We start from the raw sequence: 18,443 nt of genomic DNA, 5'->3' as shown, positions 1-18,443 counted from the left end.
AATCTGCTTGCGTTAATTTTAAGTTATATATTATATTATTTTAAAAACCTTATAAACTATATACTAAAGCTAATATTGAGATGTTAATATGCTAGAAACACCTAAATTACCTATGGGATATAAACCTTCTAAAGATGAAGAATATATGTGTCCTAATCACCTAGAATATTTTAGACAAAAACTTTTAAGATGGAAAGAGGATTTATTAAAGGAATCTCAAGAGACTTTAAATCATTTAAAGGAAGAAAATTTAAAAGAATCCGATCTTAACGATTGTGCTACTCATGAAACAGAAAGAGCTTTTGAGCTTCGTAGTAGAAATAGATATTGTAAATTAATGAGTAAAATAGAAGAAGCATTATTACGTATTCAAAATGGGGAATACGGTTACTGTGAAGAAACAGGCAACCCAATAGGTATAAAAAGATTAGAAGCACGACCTATTGATGCATTATGTATTGAAGCTCAAGAGCGTCATGAAAATTATGAGAGAAGTCATTTGGATGAGCCTGGGAATTAAAATTGTAATTGATGTGTATGGTTCGAAAAACCTACTCAATGTTATCCCCGGGAGGCGGGAATGCATTGTTGCGTAGACCGGCTTTTCATCATTGTGAGAAGAATTACGTAGTACTTCGACGAAGCAATCCAGTAAAGAATTCTGATTTACAGAATTTTTTTAATTATTTTTCTGGATTGCCGCGTCGCTTCGCTCCTTGCAATGACGGCTAAGGTGCAACAATGCCATGCGGGAATGACATAAACGATCCATGTAACAAGATCAATCTTTACAGAGGCAACACTACAATATTAATATACCTTAAAACCTAAAGAAGTTAGAGCATTTACCGTTTCAAATAAAGGTAATCCCATAACATTTGAATATGAGCCGGAAATAAATGAGATAAAAGCTTCTGCATAACCGGAAATTTTGCACCCGCCGGCTTTATCTCTCCCTTCATCTAAAGAACAATAAAAATTAATCTCTTCATCACTTAATTTTTTGAACTTAACAATAGTCTGAACTATTTTTTGTCTAACTGTAAGCTGATCATTCTCTTTTTTGATAATACATAAACCGGTATAGACACGATGACGACGCCCGGATACCATCTTAATACAATTCTTGACCTCTTCATAAGTAGTAGCTTTCGGCAATATTCTTCTACCTACTGCCGCTACCGTATCGGCAGCTATAATTATAGATGATTCCTCTATTTGAGATGCAACTTTAATAGCTTTTTCATAAGCAAGTCTTATGGCTAAGGGAGCGGGTAACTCACGCAAATTAGGTGTTTCATCTATATCTGCCGGAATAATTTGTGAAGGGATAATTTGGATTCTGTTTAGTAACTCAATTCTTGCAGGAGAGTTTGATGCTAATATAATCGGTAGGTTTTCTCTGTTCTGCTTCATACTTATAAAGACTAGTGACGATGAATCACACGCCCCTTAGTTAAATCATAAGGAGTCATTTCTACCGTAACTTTATCTCCTAGTAATATTCTGATACGATTTTTACGCATCCTACCGGAAGTATGAGCAATAATTCCATGATTATTATCAAGCTTTACTCTGAAAGTAGCATTAGGTAAAAGTTCAAGTATTGTACCTGTAAACTGAATGAGGTCGTCTTTTGACATTATAATTTATGTTTTTATGGTCGGGGCGGAGAGATTTGAACTCCCGACCCTCTGGTCCCAAACCAGATGCGCTACCAGGCTGCGCTACGCCCCGAGAATTAATGATGTCTATACTATATACTCTATTATTCGTAGCAAATCAATTTGTTTATGCAAAAATTTATAGATTTTGCTCAATAAAGCAAGATATCGTTATTGTAAGCAGGCATTACCAGCGTGGACCGGTAAAACCCACTGTGTCACCCCGTGGCTTGCTAACTAGGTCCATAAAAATAATAAAAAATACTAATAATTTTAGTATTTTAACTGGTTAGTACTATAGAAACTGTTACAGCTGGTGGAGGAATTAACCTTAGCGGTATTACGACTCTTAATGCTACAGGCAATAGGAACTTGACCGATCAAACTGCTACCTAGGCAAGTGCTACTAATATAAATATCGGTGATAATAGTGGAGTTGGGACGTGTATTTTAGCGCCTAATGCGGATTTTAATATTAGTACTGCTAATATGAAATGCAAAAATGCCGGTTCAATAATTAAATATCCAAAGTAACGGAAATGTAACGGTTACAATGAACTGGGATTTAAATCCCAGTGCAGCGGCAAGTGGTATAGTTCAGTTAAGCTCAACCAGCGGCAACACTTTAATATTAGATGGAGCAGATTTTAATTTAAGTACAGTAGGAGTAGGCGGTAATCTTTTAATATAGTGTGACTTTTTCAGGAGCAGGGAATATTACTGTAGTCCCGATGATTAATACGAAAAATGCTATTCTCACCGGTATAACAGGTAATCTAATACTGAATAACGTTAATGCACCGATTAATTTTACAACCACCACCAATCTTACGGTAAGTGATGTTATAGGAGCTATAAATTTTGCGAATCGTTACTAACGGCTCAACAATTACCGGTGATATAGATAGTACTATAGGTTCTAATGGTACGATAAATTTTGGTGCAGGTACAGAGGTTACGGGTGCGGTTGGTGCTAGTAATGCTATTACGCTTGTGAATTTTAATGCAGGCGGTAATGTTACTTTAGATTCTACTTCTAAGGCTACAAATTTCAGTATCGGTAAATGGTACTAATGTGATTGCTGGTGATTCAATGACGGGTGCTGTAAATTTTGCTGTCGGTGTAGGTACGTTATTACTACAAAACGGTCTTAATGGAGCAATTACTACAGATGCTGTAAATACTGGAACTGTAACTATTAATGGCGGTAATGTTACTGGTACTATCACGGCAGTTGCTTTAGTAAATATAGGTCCTAACCCTGTTACTTTCGGTGCTAACGTCAGCTCAACTAACGTGGTTCTTACTAATAATACCTCTTCTTTAACTGTTGGCAGCAATGTTGTTTTAACAAGTGCAGTTACAACTGCTAACCCAAATAATGGTGTATTAAATTGAGCTACGAATTATTAGTGTTGTTGGTAATATAGGTACTAATGCCGCTGCTATTGCTGCAGTGAACGTAGTGCAGGTCCTGCAAGCCTTGCCGGGAATGTTGATGCGGGTGCAGTTGCTTTAACTAATGCTTTATCTTCTTTAACTCTTAATAATGGTACTAACGTTAATAGTGCTATCACAAATACTTCAGGTAATAACGGTATACTTATTTAACGGCGGTAGCATAACAGGTGCTACAGGGGCTCTGGGAGCAGCTTAAATACAGTAACTTTTAATGTGAACGGTGATTTACCCGTAGCCTCATATGCTCATACTTTTAATGTTAATAATGCAGCAATTGTTAATGCACCTAATGGAGTAACGGGAAGTGTTGTGGTAAATTCCTGAACGTTTACCGGTAATGCAGCATTTGGCGGTGTCAGAACTATTAACATAACCACTATTATTGGACAGACTAATTTTATCGGTAATGCAGGTACTGTTAATGTTAATGATACAGGAATTTTACAATCCGTTACTAGTAGCACAGCAGCAGGTAATTTAGTATTTTTAGGAGGCGGGTAACATTACCGGAGTCATAAATAATATTGTGGCAATTACTGTTAATGCATTGGGTAATAAAACGATTATCTTTCAAAAAAGTGTGTCAGCTGCTTCTTTAACACTTGGTAACAATGCTGTGGCGAATTTATAAGACTCGCTTACAACAAGCGGTAACGTGGATTTTACCAATGGCGGTATTTTAGAGTTTTCAGGTACAAATTCTGCAGGTTATTTACTTAACAGCCAAATTACAAACGGGAACACAGGAACATTAAACGTTTATACTACGGCACTACTTTAACGGCTACTGATTCAAGTATAGGTACGGTAAACACAATTAATATCGGGCAGGGAAATGCAGCCGCAGCATTTACTGTAGACGTATCTAACAAGGCTTTAACTCTAGGAAGTGCTATTAATTTGAATAATACTAAATCCGTATTTGGTTTAACTACTAGCGAAAATCAACAAGTTACCTTTACAAATAGTGTTAATGGTTTTGTCAATGGTGGTAATGCGGGCGGTACTGTTAATTTAAGTAGTATTTCTAGTACTCCGCCAAATAAGAATGTATTAACTTTACAGGGTAATGTTGGTAATGAAACTCTTGGTACAAAGGCAAATCCTCTTGCTGTTATAAATGTGAGTGGTAATGTCGGAGTTGTTGGTACTAATGCTAAGTTAGGTACAAATGGACTTGATGTGAGGAATACTGCGGTGCTTAATATTGCTGCCGGTGGGGTTTTTGTCGATGCATCACTTACCTCGGCAAGAATTGGTGCACTTAACATCGGTGATGCTAATGTTGGACCGGCCGTTTATGCACTTGATTCAATAAATGCTGATTTTGACTTAGATACACCGGGTGTTGCATTTAAAAACGATTCATCTATTTTAAAATTAATGGCTACTTCGGCAGATGTCAATACCCCAAGTACAATATATCGAACCGGTAATAAGAGCCTCTTACAGCACATACGGCTATAGTTGAATTAAATGCACAAAATGCTGGAGTTAAATTAATAATAGACGGTGATAAAAATAAAAGAATTAATCCTGATACCCGTTCTCTTGGTACTGTTGATTATCCGCTAAAACAAATAGCTTTTTCAGGAGACGGAGACATAGGAATAACGGCTCTTGCTACGGATACTATTAATATATCCATTCCAGTACTAGGGAGTGAGACAGTTAACACTAATGTATTCTTTGCTCCTCCTACCGGAACTGGTGGACCTACTCAATTCGGTACTACAATAGTGAAGGGGAGTATGGATTTTCAAAATGTTGCCGGTACAGCAATTTTTAAAACCGCAAATAATACAGTCCCAAATATCACAGGTAATATCACTAGTACCGGCGATTAACCTAACGGTACTAATAGGTATGGTTAACAGTAATGGAAACTCAACGAATACAATTACGAACCTCAAAATTTTAAAAGCAGGAGCTGACAAAAGCACCGTCACGATTAATGTCGGCGGTAATATGTCAATTGCTAAGATTCAAGGAGTCGGTACGGGTACTATAGAATTGACGCAACCAACTAGTTTAGTTGGTACTATTACGGGGAATGGCGTTAATTTAATGTTTACCGGTCCAAGTAGCGTTAGTGTGGCTATAGGTAGCAGCACTTCAAAAGTTAGTTATATAACCGTTAGCACTGATTTGCTGAATCGTACTGGAGATGTTAATGCAGGAAATATAATTTTAATTGATGGTGGTGATATAAAATTTAATGGGCAGTTAATTTTATAAGTGTTAACAAAAAGATTAGCCCGAATGCTTTTAACCTAGCTGTAGCACCTAGCCTTAGTTTGATAACATTTAACAGCCCTACACCTATTACATCATCTGGTGACATAGGTAATAGTAGTAGTGATGTTACACTTACGGGTATCGTAGATGTATATACTGTTTCATTTACTACTGGTCAGCCTGTAACATTAACACTTACCAATACAAGCACGGTTGGTGGGGCTACTACTACCGGCAATAAAATCCATATTCTTGCAATAACGGGTGATTTAATAACAGGTACTTCGCCGTTCGGTTCAGACTCAAACCACCTTAAAACTATTCAGCTTAATAGTGACGGTAAATTCACCATTGATAGCCAAGATGTTTACTCTATTGTCACAACCAACACTAATAACGAGGTTACGGCAGTATTTAATGCCGATAACGGTTTTATCGATGATTTAGGCGGTGATAATTTAAACCTTACACTAGTTCAGTTTAGTAGTAATAAAGGCACGGTAAAAGGGGATATTATGCTAAAGCTATTACTATTGATGCCGGTAAATCAGCTGTATTTACCGGTTATAACAGTAAGAGCTTAGATATAGCTGCAGCCACGGTCAGTGGTGTTAAAGTTCCGAGAGCAACCATGAAATTTAATTATAAAACAAAAATCGTTTCAGAGAAATTCAAAGGGAGCAGTAGCGATTCTTCAGCAGGAATATACTAATGCTGCACTTGTACAAGCACCTATTAACGGTGGTAGTCATAAATTCGATGATGATGTATGGCTACAAAAAGCAGTAATTGGTGCTAATGTTATTACTTTTGTACCGAAGAAAACCGCTTTCATTGCATCGAATTTAGGAGCAAATACTATAGTTGCCGATCAGGCGACAATGATGTTTACCGGTGATAATACTAAAGTAAATGTCTGGGGTAATATATCAGGTAGTAATATTACTTTTGATTTTGGTAATAATCACTTATACAACCGGTGAGCTTATTATAAATGTCTTATATGATACTATAAATGCAGGTCAAACAGGTAACGCAAATAGCGGTAATATAGTATTCGCAAGCGGTAGTACCTTTGATTTATCAAATGTTTCTTCAATTAAAGTATTTTTAACTGCACAAAATAATCCATCTGCTATTGGGCATGGTAGTGCTTATCCTGTCATTAGCGGGGCAGGAGGCAATATAAGTCGGTAATGCTGCAAGCTTACCGTTTAACGTTACTGCTAATGAAGGCGGATTTGTCAGATGACAAATTACAGATAATTCTTTTGTACTTTTACCGATAGAACCAACAGGAGATGTAACAATAGATAATATCATTAAAATTTTAATAAATACTCCTGTCGGTAATGTTATAGTGAATACCCCTGTAGAGCAAAGACGTGAAGTAGTATTACCTATAATTCAAAGACCTTCAAATGAAATACATAGAGTAACTACTCTGCTTACTCCTATGGGTCCTTTCGTTGGTCCAAGTGTTGGTAGTGGTTCCAATCCTATACAACCGTCACCGACTAGTGGTAGTGTAGTTAACAATATATATGTTCCGCCTACCACTCCGGGCGGGCTACGACGTAACACCTAGCAATCCAGCAGGATGTAATACTCCGATTACAGGCTGAGGAGTCTTTGGTCCTAACGGTCTTGGCACCAGGTGGAAATGTTCCTAGCGGTTCTGTAACCGATGGAGTATTTACTCCGAGTGGCCCAAGTGTTGTGGCTCCAAGTGGTCCGGGTACGGGTAAAACTACTGGTGGTAATATTGGTACAGTAGGCGGGAACCTATAAGTTGGTACAGGTGGAGCTACAGGCACTACGGGTAGTGGTCCAGCTAATGTTGGAAGCAATCCTTATGGTCCGGGTAACGTCGGTATAGGTGGCACAAGCTATGGTGGTGCAAGCTCTAACGGCGGTGTAACCAACAGTAGAAGCAGTCCATATGGTAATAGTGGTAATCCTACAACAACAGGTGTTGCTCCTGCTAATAATAGTAACAATATGGGAGGCAGTTCTGATGGCGGTATGCCTGCTATAGGTAGTAGCCTAGGCAATTCTTCAGGTACAGGTAGTGGCGGAAATTCAGGTAGCGGAATAAGTCATTCTAATGCAAATGACGGCTTTAATGCTGCTCATGATAATACTAGTACCGGTACTCAAGAAGTAGGTAAGAGACTTAAAACTCTTAAAGATGCTCCAGAGGATGGTGTAAATCCTGCAGCAGAAGGTGCTGAATCATGCAAAAGAGGTGCAGAGCTGTCGCGCGGAGGCGGTGACTGTGAACTCGGTGAAGGTAACGCTAATAATTCCGTTTACGGAGTATGGGTTAGCACATATTACGGCAAAGCGGTACAAGAAGCCTTTAACGGGCTTAGCGGTTATAAAGCTAAATCTACCGGTGGTTCACTCGGGGTTGATACCGTTATAAACGATAATATAGTATTTGGAGCTGCTTATACTAGAGTCGATACGAAGCTACGTTACCAAAATGCTAAAGCCGGTAATACTACTAAAGGTCAGAACTAATATTGGTTCCATATACGGTTTATATAACTTTATAAATAACCTGTTTATAGCAGGCGTAACTACCTATTCACGAAGCGATATTAAAATTAATGAGCTATGTAATATTATAGGTGGTTATGAAACAGCACACGGTAAGTATCATTCAACTTCTTATAGCGGTCAAGTAGTTGGGGGTTATAGTTATCTATGGAAAGAAACTTCGTTAGCACCGATGATAGGACTCAGACTTACTAAGATTAAAGATTCCAGTTATCAAGAATACGGTACTTCTTTCCAGATCCGCACTATTCAGAAGCGTCAATAATAAGATTGAGGGTATACTCGGCGGTAAAATTAAAACAACTTTCTATAAGGATAAGTTCATAATTAGACCGCAAGTTCATGCCTTTATTAATTACGAATTTAAAGGTAAAACACCAGCAATCATTGCAGATCTTAACGGTCTTAATGAGCCTCTACCGGTACCATCACCTAAACCTATTAAAATGCTGTATGATTTAGGAGCAGGAGTAATAGTTAAGAAAGGTAGAATGGAGTACGGAGTGCATTATGGGCTGAACTTAGCTAAAAAATACCATGCTTAGTCCGGTACGCTAAGACTTAAAGTAAACTTCTAAAAACCTGCATCAGTTAAGGATAAGAACTATAAAATTTTTATCCTTGGCTGGGTGGTAAATTTTATTTTATAATCAAAGATGCAGCTTAATATTTTCTATCTATTATTTTAATGGCTACCTTTATGAGAAGTATGTCCTCCTTTAGCAGCTATTTCCTTTACTTTTCCTTTGTCTCTAGAGGCAAAGCCTTTGTTATTATTAGTCATAATTCCCTCCTAAATATTTGGGTTAGTTAATAATACAGAACCACTTAATTATCTTGTGTTCAGTAGATCCATATTATGATGGTAGAAAGATTTATATGGTAGGTCAATATTATAAACTATTATTCTTAACAATAAAGTTAATTACTGTTTACTTATAAAAAATTTATTTTTATTGTTGTTTTTTAACCTTGACCTGAAAAAATTTAAGGAGTAGGCTTATAATTACAACCAAAAATTAAGGAGGCTAACATGACAACTTTAGTAAGAACCCAAAATAATTTTGCCGATGCAATAAAAGAACTTGTAGAGCTTGATTATGATGCTATTGAAGCATATAAAGCTGCTATTAATAGAAATTACTGATGAAGATTATAAAAAACAATTGAAGGCATTTAAAACGGATCATGAAAGACATGCAAAAGAGTTAAATGAGCTTTGATCAAAACATAATGAGAAAACAGTAAAAGGACCGAGCAGTAAGCAATGGCTAACAAAAGGTAAAGTGATACTTGCTGATTTAGTTGATTATAAAGCTATATTATATGCTATGCATACAAGTGAAAAAGATACTAATACTGCTTATGAAAGATTAAATGAGCATAATAATAAATGGCATGATGCATAAAAAACCTTAAAACAAGGTCTTTTAGATGAACAAAAATATAAAAAATGGATAAAAAAACAACTTGAAGAGTAAATTTACATAAATTAATAAGGAGTAAAAATAAATTTTACTCCTTATATAATCTAAGCGTTATAAATATTAGCTCTATTAACATTTCTAATAAAGATTTAATTATGGTTATTTTTTGCTGCAAATCATAACATATCTAAATCAACATTTAAAACAGTACTTAGTTTTTTTAGTGTGTCTTATTGTACCTTTTCATAATCCTTTTTCAATAGATGAGATATATTGCTTAGTTTTACCGATTTTAATAGCTAATTGCTCTTGGTATAACCCTCTATATTCACGATAAACTTTAATCGGATTTTCGCCATTTAAAATTTTTTGTACCAAAGCTTCAGGAAAATATTCCTCATTTTTGGCTATAGCTTCAGCGTATAATGTTTCATCGGTAATACATTGTGTTTTATTGATAAGTTCCTGATATTCATTAAAAGGTATAACAACAAAAGTAGGCTTTCCTTGATATTCTATTATATGTTTATTACTCATTTATAGCCCTCTCCTCTAACTCTAACGTCAACATTAATTACTAGAATTTCTAACTTTCCTTTATTTATACTATATATCACCCTATAATCTCCAATCTATACCCGTTATGTCCTATTAATTTTTTGATATTATTATTTTCCTTATAAGGACTTAACTTTAGTTGTTCTAATTTTTCTAATATAGCTTTTCTTTTGTTTGTAGAACTTTTGAGTAAATTTTTTAAAGCTGTTTTAGAAAAGCTGAGTTTATATTGCATTTAGAGCTGGGAGTAGATTAATTTTAGAGTACCTATTTAAGAATATTAGTCAACATATTGTTGACTAATACAAAAGTTATATTTATAAATTTTGCTTTATCAGGAAAATTGTAATCCTAAGTAAGTATAAAACTTAAATAATAAGTTGAATTTAGGCATAATTTATTATATTAATATTTGTAATTATTTTTCAGGAACTGCGATAGTTTTTATGGTAATCGCATGTAGTTTTTTATTTAATATTTCAGACAGGGCGTTTTTTACTAACTTATGTTGATTAATTAAAGAAAATCCATTAAATTGAACATCTGATATTTCTAATGCATAATGGTCTTGATCTCCTACTAAATCAGTAATTTTTATTATGCTGTTTGGGAAGGATTCCTTAAGTATTTTTTCTAACTCTTTTGCAGATATTGCCATTATTTTATCACTTTTTAGATATAAAAGCCTAAATATTAATTAAAGTTTTTTTGGTTAAAGTAAAGCTTTATATGAATTTTTATTATAGAATTTTAAACATTCATTGATAAACTCTACTCTTATGAATATAATAATTAATATTATTATATCATTTATTAATTATTATGAAAAAAGAAACTGAAGAATTAAAATTATTTATCTTAGAATGTTTAAGTGAGAAAAAAGCAGAAGATGTTGAGGTAATTGATTTAACAGGAAAACATAAATTAGCCGATTACATTATATTTGCTAGCGGTCGTTCGACTAAAAATGTTGGAGCAATTGCTGGATATGTGGCGTTAGAATTAAAAAATAATGCCGGTATAAATAGTAATATAGAGGGTCTTGGTAAATCAGAGTGGGTACTAATAGATGCCGGTACTGTTTTAATTAATATTTTTTATCCTGAAGCACGGGAGCATTTTAAGCTAGAAGAAATTTGGAAAAGATGAACGATCATATTCTTATTAACGTTATAATTTTACTTGGTACTGCGGTTTTTATCGTAGCTATACTTAAGCGTCTTAGATTAAGTCCGGTACTTGGTTACTTAATTGCAGGAGCTGCAATAGGTGATCACGGTTTAAAAATCGTAACATATGACCAAACTAAGTTACTAGGTGAACTTGGTGTAGTATTTCTATTATTTGCGATAGGACTGGAGTTATCTTTTGAGCGATTAAAAGCTATGAGACGATATGTATTTGGTCTTGGTAGTTTGCAAGTTTTAACAACCGCTATAGTAATTGCCGGTGCAATGGTGCTTATAGACGGCAATAGTAGTGCAGCTATTATTACCGGCGGTGGTTTGGCCCTTTCATCTACGGCACTTGTGATGCAGGTTATTGAGGAAAATCGTAGTCAATCGACACAAATAGGAAGAGTTTCTTTAGCTATTCTGTTACTGCAAGATTTGGCTGTAGTGCCATTGCTTGTGATAGTTCCGTTACTTGCCGGTAATAATAAAGCCTCGCTTGCAGCGGCTCTTGGTATTGCACTCTTAAAAGCCGTAACGGCCTTACTTACAATATTTATTGTTGGTCGTGTGTTTCTTCGTCCTGTATTTTCATTCATTTCATCAGAAAGTAATAATGCAAGCGAGTTACCTATTTCGATGACTTTGTTAATAGTACTTTCTGCTGCTTGGGCTACCGAAACATTTGGTTTATCTTTAGCTCTAGGAGCATTTGTTGCGGGAGTATTAGTTGCTGAAACTGAGTTTAGATTGCAGGCAGAAGAAAGTATTTATCCTTTCAAAAGTTTATTTTTAGGATTGTTTTTCATGACTGTCGGTATGAATATCGACGCACTAGAAATGTATGAAAAAATATCTCATATTCTTACTTTATCTATTGCTTTAATAGGTATAAAAACCTTAATCATAACAGCTTTTTGTATTTTATTCGGTTTTAATAAAGGAGTTGCTTTTTATTCAGGCTTATTATTATCGCAAGGTGGAGAGTTTGGTTTTATATTATTCAGTTTAGGTAAAGATAGTGGAGTATTAGAAGAAGGTACTGCCGATATATTATTACTCGTAGTTACTTTTACTATGGCACTTACTCCATTACTCGCAGCTTTAGGGAAAAAGATTGCTGAGAAAGTTGATAAAGGACTTGGTAAAACTCCGACTCAAATGATTGAGCTTGGGGCAAGAGATTTAACAAACCATATCATTATTGCTGGCCTTGGTAATACCGGTAAAATGGTAGCAAGAGTTTTGGAAGCGGAAGGTATAAGTTACGTAATACTTGATTTAGATGATGATAGAGTCAAAGAAGAGCTATCAAACGGTTTACCGGTTTTTAAAGGTGATGTATCGCAAGCCGATACTCTAAAGGCATTAGGTACGGAAAGAGCATTCGCTATAATACTTACTATGAATAATCAAGTAACTATCAAGAAATCGCTTAAAACAATTAGCGGTAATTATCAGGATATACCGGTGGTCGTTAAGTTAAAAAATTTAAAAAATGCTAGAGAGTTTTATGATTTAGGTGCCACAACTATTATTCCGGAAAGTTATGAGACTGGATTACAAATCGGTGGAACAGTCCTGAAAAATATAGGTATTAGCGAGCAGGAAATTAATAGAATAAAAGTACAATTTAGGCTTGGTAATTATATAATAGCAAAAAAAGAAGATGCTTTATCTGAAGTGGAAGATAATGATTAAAGTTTTTATCATTTTAATTACGATAATATTATCAACAACAATTAACGCCGATAATAAAAAATTGCCTATTCCGAGATTTGTTTCAATAAAATCTAATGAAGTAAATGCAAGGAGCGGACCAACCACTAAATCTGCCGTAGAATGGGTTTTTGTTAAAAAAGGCGAACCGGTAGAAATAACTGCAGAGTACGAGCAATGGCGACAAGTACGTGACATTAACGGTGAAGGTGGTTGGATACATTCAAGCGTTTTATCAGGTAAAAGATCAGTGATTATTACCTCTGATAAGGAAATAGAGCTTACCAAATCTGTCGATTCTAAAAGCCGAGTTATAGCAAAATTAATGCCTAAGGTTCGCTGCGGTTTAAAAAAATGCAAAGAACAATTCTGCCAAATTACATGTAAAGGTTATACGGGATGGATCTCAAAGAAAGCAATTTGGGGAGTATACAATCATAATGATAGATATTAATCCAATAGACTTCTTACATAACCTCCGTCTAAAGGTAATTTATACGTCAATCTGCTACCTCCCATCCTCACATATTTATATACGCTGCGGTGGCGCAAGGGTTTCCTGATGAATTCCTCTTTATAAGATAAGTTATGCAAGAACTCTAATATCGATAATAAATTGAAGTAATTTACTACCTAAAATTAATTTATTATATATTAAAATATATTAAAGATTCAATTATTCATGCAAAGATATTTAGGTGGTACAAATGATGTTGCATTTAAGAAATTATTTAGCGATAAAGTAAAATTAATAAATTTACTGCACTCTCTTCTTAGGTTATCGAAAGAAGATAGGATTATAGATTTAAGCTATCTAACTTGGTATATAATCGAGATGCAGCGTAAGATGGAGAAAGATTATCTTAATAGAACGCAGCTTTACGGTTGTTATACCTACGTTAGTCAAATTAAGAAAGGTATGAAACATAAAGATTTATTGCCAGTAGTAAATAATTGCGATCATAGGAACAAAAGCTTTGCCTGATGAATTGCCGTATATTAGCGATCATTACATAAAAGAAAGCAATACCCATAAACAATATTTGTTTTTATTAACTTATGTATTCATTGAATTGGGAAAATTAAAAAAATCATCTCAAAGATGATACTGATGAATGGTTACATTTATTAAAATATGCTTCGCAAGAACAAGAACCGCCAAAAGAAATTAAAAATTAAATTGTGTTATCGACATGTGCAAGTTTAGAGCAATATAAACGGACAGATCAAGAGCATGATGATTATTTGAGGACTGAAATGGCTATACAACAAGAAATAGACAAGTTTGAAGCAAAGTTTAATGCCGGTATGGAGAAGGGTATAGAACAAGAGAAAATTGAAACAGCAAAAAAATGTTAATAGAGAATGAACCTATAGAGAAAATAGCACGATATACTAAGCTTAAAATAGAAGAACTAAAAAAGCTAAAAGCAGAAATATAAAATATAGATATTTAAATGAAAACCGCCTTACCTGAACTTCCTCTTAAGATCCAAGCTAGGCTTAATTTTATAGTACCGCAAATTCTAGATATTGCCTAGGATAAAATTGCTATGATTTATCTTATACGGCTCTTTTGCTAGAGGTGATTGGGTGCGTTGATCTACCTAAAGGCTATCATAGCGATACTGATATCTTGATAATTCTGCAACAAAGGTAATTATAAAGGTTATACTGCTTTAAAATTAAAAGATAGAATACATAAAAGATTAGAAAAAACGGTAGTAATAAAACATCAAATTATCCCATATGATTCAAGAATATATAAATAGGCAGTTAGAAAAAGGACGTTATTTTTATACGGATATCACAAAAGAAGGTATTCTTTTATATGATAGCAAGGAATTTATGCTTAGCGAAGCTAAAGATTTACCTTGGAGTGAGATGAAAGAAATCTCTAAAGATTACTATGAATATTGGTGTGGTAGAGGTCACGACTTTTTAAAAGGGGCAACTACTTATTTAAACGATTTGGAGTATGCTTTATCAGCCTTGCCCATTCATCAAGCTACGTAAAGTCTTTACAGCACTATTTTATTAGTTTTCTCAAACTACAAACTTTAAACTATACAATTTACAAAAACTGGGCAGTATGGCAGGAAATTACGATAATGAATTATTAAGTGTGTTTCAATTAACCGAAGAACAAAAAAAGTGTTTTGAGCTTCTTGAAAAAGCTTATGCTGATGCCAAGATATGATAAAAACTATAAAATGACAAAAGAATAGCTGCTTTATCTTATTGAACGAATAGAAAAATTAAAAGAAATCACCGAAAGAATCTGTACAGCAAGAATTAATCAGCAATAATATTTAAAATTCAATTTCTTTTGCTAAAAAACACTTAATCACATATCCACTTAGTTATTATCCATGCAAATTTATATGGATAGGATTAATACGTCAAGAAATTAGTTTAAAGCTTAGCTGAATTTATAAGTAAAAAATAATATGGTATGTTTATCCTTATTTGATAAAAATACTATTCATTATTAAGTATTATTAATATGGCAAAAAAGACAATAAAAGATAAAGCCCATAAAAAAGAAAGTATAATTTGTATTACTACTCCAAATCAAGCTTTAGCAAAATTACACACAAAAGTGCAAGATTATATAGATACTATAGGAAAAAATTTTTCTTTAGTAGATGAATTAATTAAGTTAAGAAGAGCAGATGGATAGTGTTTTCGGTTTATTTAAAATTTGATAAAATGATCTAAATATAGTATAGTATAGAACTTTTTATAATATTAAAAATTTTATGAGTAAGAAGCTTTATATTAAGACCTACGGCTGTCAGATGAATGTTTACGACTCCGTTAAGATGCAAGATTTGCTTTATCCTTTTGGTTATGAACCTACGGAAAATATTGAAGAAGCTGATGTTATTATCCTAAATACCTGTCATATCAGAGAGAAAGCAGCTGAGAAAACTTATTCTGAACTCGGTCGTATTAAGAAACTACAAGATACGAGAAAAAAACAAGAATTAAACTCTGCAATAATAGTTGTAGCAGGTTGTGTTGCTCAGGCAGAGGGGGAAGAAATCTTTACAAGAACTCCTTATGTCGATATTGTTGTCGGTCCGCAATCTTATTACAACCTACCGGAATTAATCTCAAAAGTCGTTAGACACGAAAAACATTTAATCGATCTTGATTTTGTTGAAGAAGCGAAATTTGATAATTTACCGGAACAATTATATCCGCAAGGAGCTAGTAGCTTTATATCGGTGCAAGAGGGGTGCGATAAATTTTGCACTTTCTGCGTAGTACCTTATACAAGAGGAGCTGAATTTTCAAGGAACGTAGAACAGGTTTACAGAGAAGCATTACAGGTAGTTAGCGGCGGTGCTAAAGAAATTATGCTACTTGGACAAAATGTCAATGCATATCACGGGAAAGGTCCTGCAGATAAAATATTTAGTTTAGCCGATTTACTCAAACATCTAGCACAAATTCCAAATTTAGAGAGATTGCGTTATATGACGTCGCACCCGATGGATATGACAGATGATCTAATAAAACTGCACGGTACTGAGCCTAAATTAATGCCGTTTTTACATCTACCGGTGCAGTCAGGTTCAAATAAAATATTAAAAGCAATGAACCGTAAACATGATCGAGAATATTATTTTGATATAATTAATCGCTTAAGAGAAGCAAGGCCAGATATAGTTTTATCCTCTGATTTTATTGTCGGTTTTCCCGGTGAAACAGATGAAGATTTTGAGGACACTTTAGATTTGGTCCGCAGAGTAAAATACGGTCAGTGCTATTCGTTTAAATATAGCCCACGTCCCGGTACGCCAGGTGCAACTAGAACCGACCAAATACCTGAACATATAAAATCAGAGAGATTAACTATATTGCAAAAAGAACTCATGGCTCAGCAATTAGCTTGTAATGAAAGTTGTGTTGGTAGTACTATAAAAGTTCTATTTGATCGTAGCGGTAAATTCGATGATCAAATAATAGGTAAAACTCTATATATGCAGTCTGTATATATCCAAAACCCTAATAAATCTTTACTTGGTAAAATCATTGATGTAAAAATTACTAAGGCTTCACTTAATAGTTTAACCGGCGAAATATTATAAGTCATGTATAAATCGCTGTTTTTTTGTTTAAAAATTTTTGCCGTACTTATTCTAATAGGTTGTGTGGTTGTGGGGTATATAATATATCACTATTCACGTGATTTACCTGATTACTCACAACTTGCACGTTATTATCCACCGTCGGTAACGCGTATTTATTCTCGTGACGGTAAATTAATGGAGGAGTACGCTTTTGAACGTCGTGTATTTGTACCTATTAATAGCGTACCGAGTTCATTAATAGAAAGTTTTATCGCAGCTGAGGATAAGAATTTCTATAACCATCCAGGCGTCGATTTGCTTGGAATAGTTAGAGCGGCATTTTTAAACATATCTAATTATCTACATCATAGGCGTATGGAAGGAGCCTCTACCATTACTCAGCAAGTGGTTAAAAATTTTCTACTAACTAATGAGGTTTCTCTTGAACGTAAGATTAAAGAAGCGATTCTTTCTTATATGATTTCAAGAGTATTTACTAAGGATCAAATCTTAGAATTATATCTTAATCAAACATTCTTTGGTCGTGGTGCATATGGCGTTGCGGCGGCTGCACAAAATTATTTTAATAAATCCGTAGAGGAACTTACCATTGCAGAATCAGCTTTTATTGCAGCACTTCCTAAAGCCCCTTCCGAACTTAATCCAGAGAGAAACTACGCTAGAGTAAAAGCTCGTCGTGATTACGTAATAGCACGTATGTTTGAAGATGGTTATATAACAAAAGATGCTGCGAAAGAAGCTATGGATAGCCCGATAGTTTTACGTAAACGAGCTCAAGAAGAAACTGTTACGGCAGATTATTATGCAGCACAGGTCAGAGAAGAAGTAATTAGGATGTTAAATAGTAAGGAAGAATTTTATACCGGAGGTCTTACTATTATTACTTCTTTAGATGCAAAGATGCAGCAATTAGCTGAAAACTCTTTAAGAAAAGGTCTAAGGGAGTTTGATAGAAGACGTGGTTTTAGAAAGCCTATAGCTAATATTCCTCTTGATAATTGGCAAGAGGAGATAAAAAAACTATCGACTCCTCCATCGCTTTTAGAGTATAAATTAGCTGTAGTTCTGGATGTGGCCGATAATCATGCAGAGATTGGACTTATAGATGGCAATAAATCTAGGATTCCTATTGCTGAAATGAAATGGACAAGAAGTAATCTTAAATCAGTTAAGGCTTTACTTAAAAAAGGTGATGTGATAGCAGTTGAACCTGTAAAAGATGCTCTTTATGCTTTGCGTCAGATCCCTGAAGTAAATGGTGCTATTATGGTTATGAACCCAAATACCGGGCAGGTACTTGCAAGTGTCGGGGGTTATGATTTTTCCACAAGTAAATTTGATAGAGTAACTCAAGCACTTCGTCAACCCGGTTCTTTGAGTAAAACCTTTGTTTATCTCGCAGCTCTTGAAAACGGTATTAAGCCGAATCAGATTTTTAACGATGGGCCTATTGAGATTGCGCAAGGTCCTGGGATGCCTAGTTGGCGTCCTAAAAATTATGAAGGTAAGTTTTTGGGTAAAATTACTATGCGTAC

The 18,443-nt window shown here is 34.6% G+C and carries 28 protein-coding genes, 1 tRNA gene and 3 pseudogenes; 23 read left to right on the top strand and 9 right to left on the bottom strand.

What is annotated here, in order from left to right:
* The first annotated feature begins 88 nt into the window (after positions 1-88).
* Positions 89-520: an RNA polymerase-binding protein DksA gene (gene dksA / locus A452_RS0106245; protein WP_017208673.1), complete on the top strand. Its 432-nt coding sequence runs from the start codon at positions 89-91 to the stop codon at positions 518-520.
* A gap of 290 nt (positions 521-810) precedes the next feature.
* On the opposite strand, the gene A452_RS0106240 is transcribed toward dksA, so the two are convergent.
* The 3 genes from A452_RS0106240 to A452_RS0106230 form a co-directional block, all read right to left on the bottom strand.
* Entirely contained in the window at positions 811-1,416 is a 606-nt protein-coding gene (locus tag A452_RS0106240) for a Maf family protein (RefSeq protein WP_014412239.1), read from the bottom strand.
* 11 nt (positions 1,417-1,427) lie between these two features.
* On the bottom strand, positions 1,428-1,643 hold the full coding sequence (gene infA, locus A452_RS0106235; protein WP_014412240.1) for a translation initiation factor IF-1: 216 nt from the start codon (positions 1,641-1,643) through the stop codon (positions 1,428-1,430).
* 17 nt (positions 1,644-1,660) lie between these two features.
* Positions 1,661-1,737: transfer RNA gene (locus A452_RS0106230), tRNA-Pro, on the bottom strand.
* 480 nt (positions 1,738-2,217) lie between these two features.
* Here A452_RS0106230 and A452_RS10925 point away from each other — a divergent pair.
* From A452_RS10925 to A452_RS0106210, 4 genes are read left to right on the top strand one after another with little or no spacing between them, the layout of a single operon-like run.
* Entirely contained in the window at positions 2,218-2,355 is a 138-nt protein-coding gene (locus tag A452_RS10925; RefSeq protein ID WP_017208672.1) for a hypothetical protein, read from the top strand.
* A 1-nt stretch (position 2,356) separates the two neighbouring features.
* Entirely contained in the window at positions 2,357-2,542 is a 186-nt protein-coding gene (locus A452_RS0106220) for a hypothetical protein (protein WP_014412241.1), read from the top strand.
* A complete protein-coding gene (locus A452_RS0106215) occupies positions 2,526-2,738 on the top strand; it encodes a hypothetical protein (protein ID WP_014412242.1) in 213 nt (70 codons plus the stop codon). Before A452_RS0106220 ends, A452_RS0106215 begins: the two co-directional genes overlap by 17 nt.
* A 1-nt stretch (position 2,739) precedes the next feature.
* Positions 2,740-3,063 (top strand): hypothetical protein, encoded by a 324-nt coding sequence (locus A452_RS0106210; protein WP_014412243.1) that lies wholly within the window; start codon positions 2,740-2,742, stop codon positions 3,061-3,063.
* A gap of 47 nt (positions 3,064-3,110) precedes the next feature.
* On the opposite strand, the gene A452_RS12635 is transcribed toward A452_RS0106210, so the two are convergent.
* Together A452_RS12635 and A452_RS11230 are read right to left on the bottom strand one after the other, a co-directional pair.
* Positions 3,111-3,242, bottom strand: coding sequence for a hypothetical protein (locus A452_RS12635; protein WP_017208671.1), 132 nt, complete (start codon positions 3,240-3,242; stop codon positions 3,111-3,113).
* A 129-nt stretch (positions 3,243-3,371) separates the two neighbouring features.
* Positions 3,372-3,590: a hypothetical protein gene (locus A452_RS11230; RefSeq protein ID WP_162828824.1), complete on the bottom strand. Its 219-nt coding sequence runs from the start codon at positions 3,588-3,590 to the stop codon at positions 3,372-3,374.
* 191 nt (positions 3,591-3,781) lie between these two features.
* On the opposite strand from A452_RS11230, the gene A452_RS12630 reads away from it, so the two are divergent.
* The 8 genes and pseudogenes from A452_RS12630 to A452_RS12260 all read left to right on the top strand — a co-directional run bounded on the left by A452_RS12630 (position 3,782) and on the right by A452_RS12260 (position 8,194).
* Positions 3,782-3,907: a hypothetical protein gene (locus A452_RS12630; RefSeq protein ID WP_269208722.1), complete on the top strand. Its 126-nt coding sequence runs from the start codon at positions 3,782-3,784 to the stop codon at positions 3,905-3,907.
* 119 nt (positions 3,908-4,026) lie between these two features.
* Complete coding sequence (locus A452_RS08680) at positions 4,027-4,593, top strand: hypothetical protein (protein ID WP_017208669.1); 567 nt, start codon at positions 4,027-4,029, stop codon at positions 4,591-4,593.
* Between the two features lie 297 nt (positions 4,594-4,890).
* Positions 4,891-5,364 (top strand): hypothetical protein, encoded by a 474-nt coding sequence (locus A452_RS12265; protein ID WP_017208667.1) that lies wholly within the window; start codon positions 4,891-4,893, stop codon positions 5,362-5,364.
* A gap of 59 nt (positions 5,365-5,423) precedes the next feature.
* Complete coding sequence (locus tag A452_RS08665) at positions 5,424-5,948, top strand: hypothetical protein (RefSeq protein ID WP_017208666.1); 525 nt, start codon at positions 5,424-5,426, stop codon at positions 5,946-5,948.
* A 328-nt stretch (positions 5,949-6,276) separates the two neighbouring features.
* Positions 6,277-6,561, top strand: coding sequence for a hypothetical protein (locus tag A452_RS08660; RefSeq protein WP_017208665.1), 285 nt, complete (start codon positions 6,277-6,279; stop codon positions 6,559-6,561).
* 163 nt (positions 6,562-6,724) lie between these two features.
* Positions 6,725-6,952, top strand: coding sequence for a hypothetical protein (locus A452_RS0106170; RefSeq protein WP_014412245.1), 228 nt, complete (start codon positions 6,725-6,727; stop codon positions 6,950-6,952).
* Between the two features lie 44 nt (positions 6,953-6,996).
* Positions 6,997-7,155 (top strand): hypothetical protein, encoded by a 159-nt coding sequence (locus A452_RS10915; protein WP_017208664.1) that lies wholly within the window; start codon positions 6,997-6,999, stop codon positions 7,153-7,155.
* A 210-nt stretch (positions 7,156-7,365) separates the two neighbouring features.
* Positions 7,366-8,194, top strand: a pseudogene (locus A452_RS12260) (autotransporter outer membrane beta-barrel domain-containing protein).
* Positions 8,195-8,614: 420 nt separating this feature from the next.
* On the opposite strand, the gene A452_RS10070 reads toward A452_RS12260, so the two are convergent.
* On the bottom strand, positions 8,615-8,713 hold the full coding sequence (locus A452_RS10070; RefSeq protein WP_017208661.1) for a KGG domain-containing protein: 99 nt from the start codon (positions 8,711-8,713) through the stop codon (positions 8,615-8,617).
* A gap of 502 nt (positions 8,714-9,215) precedes the next feature.
* Here A452_RS10070 and A452_RS12625 point away from each other — a divergent pair.
* Entirely contained in the window at positions 9,216-9,338 is a 123-nt protein-coding gene (locus A452_RS12625; protein WP_014412247.1) for a hypothetical protein, read from the top strand.
* Positions 9,339-9,599: 261 nt separating this feature from the next.
* Here the strand turns inward: A452_RS12625 and A452_RS0106135 are convergent, their stop codons facing one another.
* The 3 genes from A452_RS0106135 to A452_RS0106125 all read right to left on the bottom strand — a co-directional run bounded on the left by A452_RS0106135 (position 9,600) and on the right by A452_RS0106125 (position 10,572).
* The gene (locus tag A452_RS0106135; RefSeq protein WP_014412248.1) at positions 9,600-9,893 is read right to left on the bottom strand and encodes a helix-turn-helix transcriptional regulator; all 294 of its coding nucleotides are present in this window, start codon (positions 9,891-9,893) and stop codon (positions 9,600-9,602) included.
* A 76-nt stretch (positions 9,894-9,969) separates the two neighbouring features.
* Positions 9,970-10,149, bottom strand: a complete 180-nt coding sequence (locus A452_RS0106130) for a type II toxin-antitoxin system RelE family toxin (protein ID WP_014412249.1) — start codon at positions 10,147-10,149, stop codon at positions 9,970-9,972.
* 183 nt (positions 10,150-10,332) lie between these two features.
* Positions 10,333-10,572, bottom strand: coding sequence for a BolA/IbaG family iron-sulfur metabolism protein (locus tag A452_RS0106125; protein ID WP_014412250.1), 240 nt, complete (start codon positions 10,570-10,572; stop codon positions 10,333-10,335).
* A gap of 164 nt (positions 10,573-10,736) precedes the next feature.
* Between A452_RS0106125 and rsfS the strand changes: the two genes are divergently transcribed.
* The 9 genes and pseudogenes from rsfS to A452_RS0106065 form a co-directional block, all read left to right on the top strand.
* Entirely contained in the window at positions 10,737-11,063 is a 327-nt protein-coding gene (rsfS, locus tag A452_RS0106120; protein ID WP_014412251.1) for a ribosome silencing factor, read from the top strand.
* Positions 11,060-12,787 carry a monovalent cation:proton antiporter-2 (CPA2) family protein gene (locus A452_RS0106115; protein ID WP_014412252.1) on the top strand — a complete coding sequence of 576 codons (1,728 nt, stop codon included), beginning with the start codon at positions 11,060-11,062 and terminating at the stop codon, positions 12,785-12,787. Before rsfS ends, A452_RS0106115 begins: the two co-directional genes overlap by 4 nt.
* The gene (locus A452_RS0106110; RefSeq protein ID WP_014412253.1) at positions 12,780-13,259 is read left to right on the top strand and encodes an SH3 domain-containing protein; all 480 of its coding nucleotides are present in this window, start codon (positions 12,780-12,782) and stop codon (positions 13,257-13,259) included. The genes A452_RS0106115 and A452_RS0106110 overlap by 8 nt, the downstream gene beginning before the upstream one ends.
* Before the next feature lie 228 nt (positions 13,260-13,487).
* Positions 13,488-13,790 carry a PD-(D/E)XK nuclease family transposase gene (locus tag A452_RS10905; protein WP_081482414.1) on the top strand — a complete coding sequence of 101 codons (303 nt, stop codon included), beginning with the start codon at positions 13,488-13,490 and terminating at the stop codon, positions 13,788-13,790.
* A 134-nt stretch (positions 13,791-13,924) separates the two neighbouring features.
* Positions 13,925-14,071, top strand: a pseudogene (locus A452_RS13120) (Rpn family recombination-promoting nuclease/putative transposase); the annotation flags it as partial.
* A 191-nt stretch (positions 14,072-14,262) separates the two neighbouring features.
* Positions 14,263-15,114 (top strand): annotated as a pseudogene (locus A452_RS13065) (HEPN domain-containing protein).
* 197 nt (positions 15,115-15,311) lie between these two features.
* Entirely contained in the window at positions 15,312-15,488 is a 177-nt protein-coding gene (locus tag A452_RS11220; RefSeq protein ID WP_014412255.1) for a hypothetical protein, read from the top strand.
* Positions 15,489-15,567: 79 nt separating this feature from the next.
* Positions 15,568-16,905 (top strand): tRNA (N6-isopentenyl adenosine(37)-C2)-methylthiotransferase MiaB, encoded by a 1,338-nt coding sequence (gene miaB / locus A452_RS0106070; protein WP_014412256.1) that lies wholly within the window; start codon positions 15,568-15,570, stop codon positions 16,903-16,905.
* A gap of 3 nt (positions 16,906-16,908) precedes the next feature.
* On the top strand, positions 16,909-18,443 hold a 1,535-nt coding region (locus tag A452_RS0106065), incomplete at its 3' end, for a penicillin-binding protein 1A (protein WP_017208657.1).

It is taken from the genome of Rickettsia australis str. Phillips (assembly GCF_000273745.1).
GTDB lineage: Bacteria > Pseudomonadota > Alphaproteobacteria > Rickettsiales > Rickettsiaceae > Rickettsia > Rickettsia australis.
Note: the sequence above shows the minus strand (reverse complement) of the source record. Positions and strands in the feature narration are given on the sequence as shown.

Coding starts and splice junctions, on each gene's coding strand:
- dksA (WP_017208673.1), top strand. CDS start 89: ATGCTAGAAACACCTAAATTACCTATGGGATATAAACCTTCTAAAGAT.
- A452_RS0106240 (WP_014412239.1), bottom strand. CDS start 1,416: ATGAAGCAGAACAGAGAAAACCTACCGATTATATTAGCATCAAACTCT.
- infA (WP_014412240.1), bottom strand. CDS start 1,643: ATGTCAAAAGACGACCTCATTCAGTTTACAGGTACAATACTTGAACTT.
- A452_RS10925 (WP_017208672.1), top strand. CDS start 2,218: ATGAACTGGGATTTAAATCCCAGTGCAGCGGCAAGTGGTATAGTTCAG.
- A452_RS12265 (WP_017208667.1), top strand. CDS start 4,891: ATGTTGCCGGTACAGCAATTTTTAAAACCGCAAATAATACAGTCCCAA.
- A452_RS08660 (WP_017208665.1), top strand. CDS start 6,277: ATGTCTGGGGTAATATATCAGGTAGTAATATTACTTTTGATTTTGGTA.
- A452_RS10070 (WP_017208661.1), bottom strand. CDS start 8,713: ATGACTAATAATAACAAAGGCTTTGCCTCTAGAGACAAAGGAAAAGTA.
- A452_RS0106135 (WP_014412248.1), bottom strand. CDS start 9,893: ATGAGTAATAAACATATAATAGAATATCAAGGAAAGCCTACTTTTGTT.
- A452_RS0106130 (WP_014412249.1), bottom strand. CDS start 10,149: ATGCAATATAAACTCAGCTTTTCTAAAACAGCTTTAAAAAATTTACTC.
- A452_RS0106125 (WP_014412250.1), bottom strand. CDS start 10,572: ATGGCAATATCTGCAAAAGAGTTAGAAAAAATACTTAAGGAATCCTTC.
- rsfS (WP_014412251.1), top strand. CDS start 10,737: ATGAAAAAAGAAACTGAAGAATTAAAATTATTTATCTTAGAATGTTTA.
- A452_RS0106115 (WP_014412252.1), top strand. CDS start 11,060: ATGAACGATCATATTCTTATTAACGTTATAATTTTACTTGGTACTGCG.
- A452_RS0106110 (WP_014412253.1), top strand. CDS start 12,780: ATGATTAAAGTTTTTATCATTTTAATTACGATAATATTATCAACAACA.
- A452_RS10905 (WP_081482414.1), top strand. CDS start 13,488: ATGCAAAGATATTTAGGTGGTACAAATGATGTTGCATTTAAGAAATTA.
- A452_RS11220 (WP_014412255.1), top strand. CDS start 15,312: ATGGCAAAAAAGACAATAAAAGATAAAGCCCATAAAAAAGAAAGTATA.
- miaB (WP_014412256.1), top strand. CDS start 15,568: ATGAGTAAGAAGCTTTATATTAAGACCTACGGCTGTCAGATGAATGTT.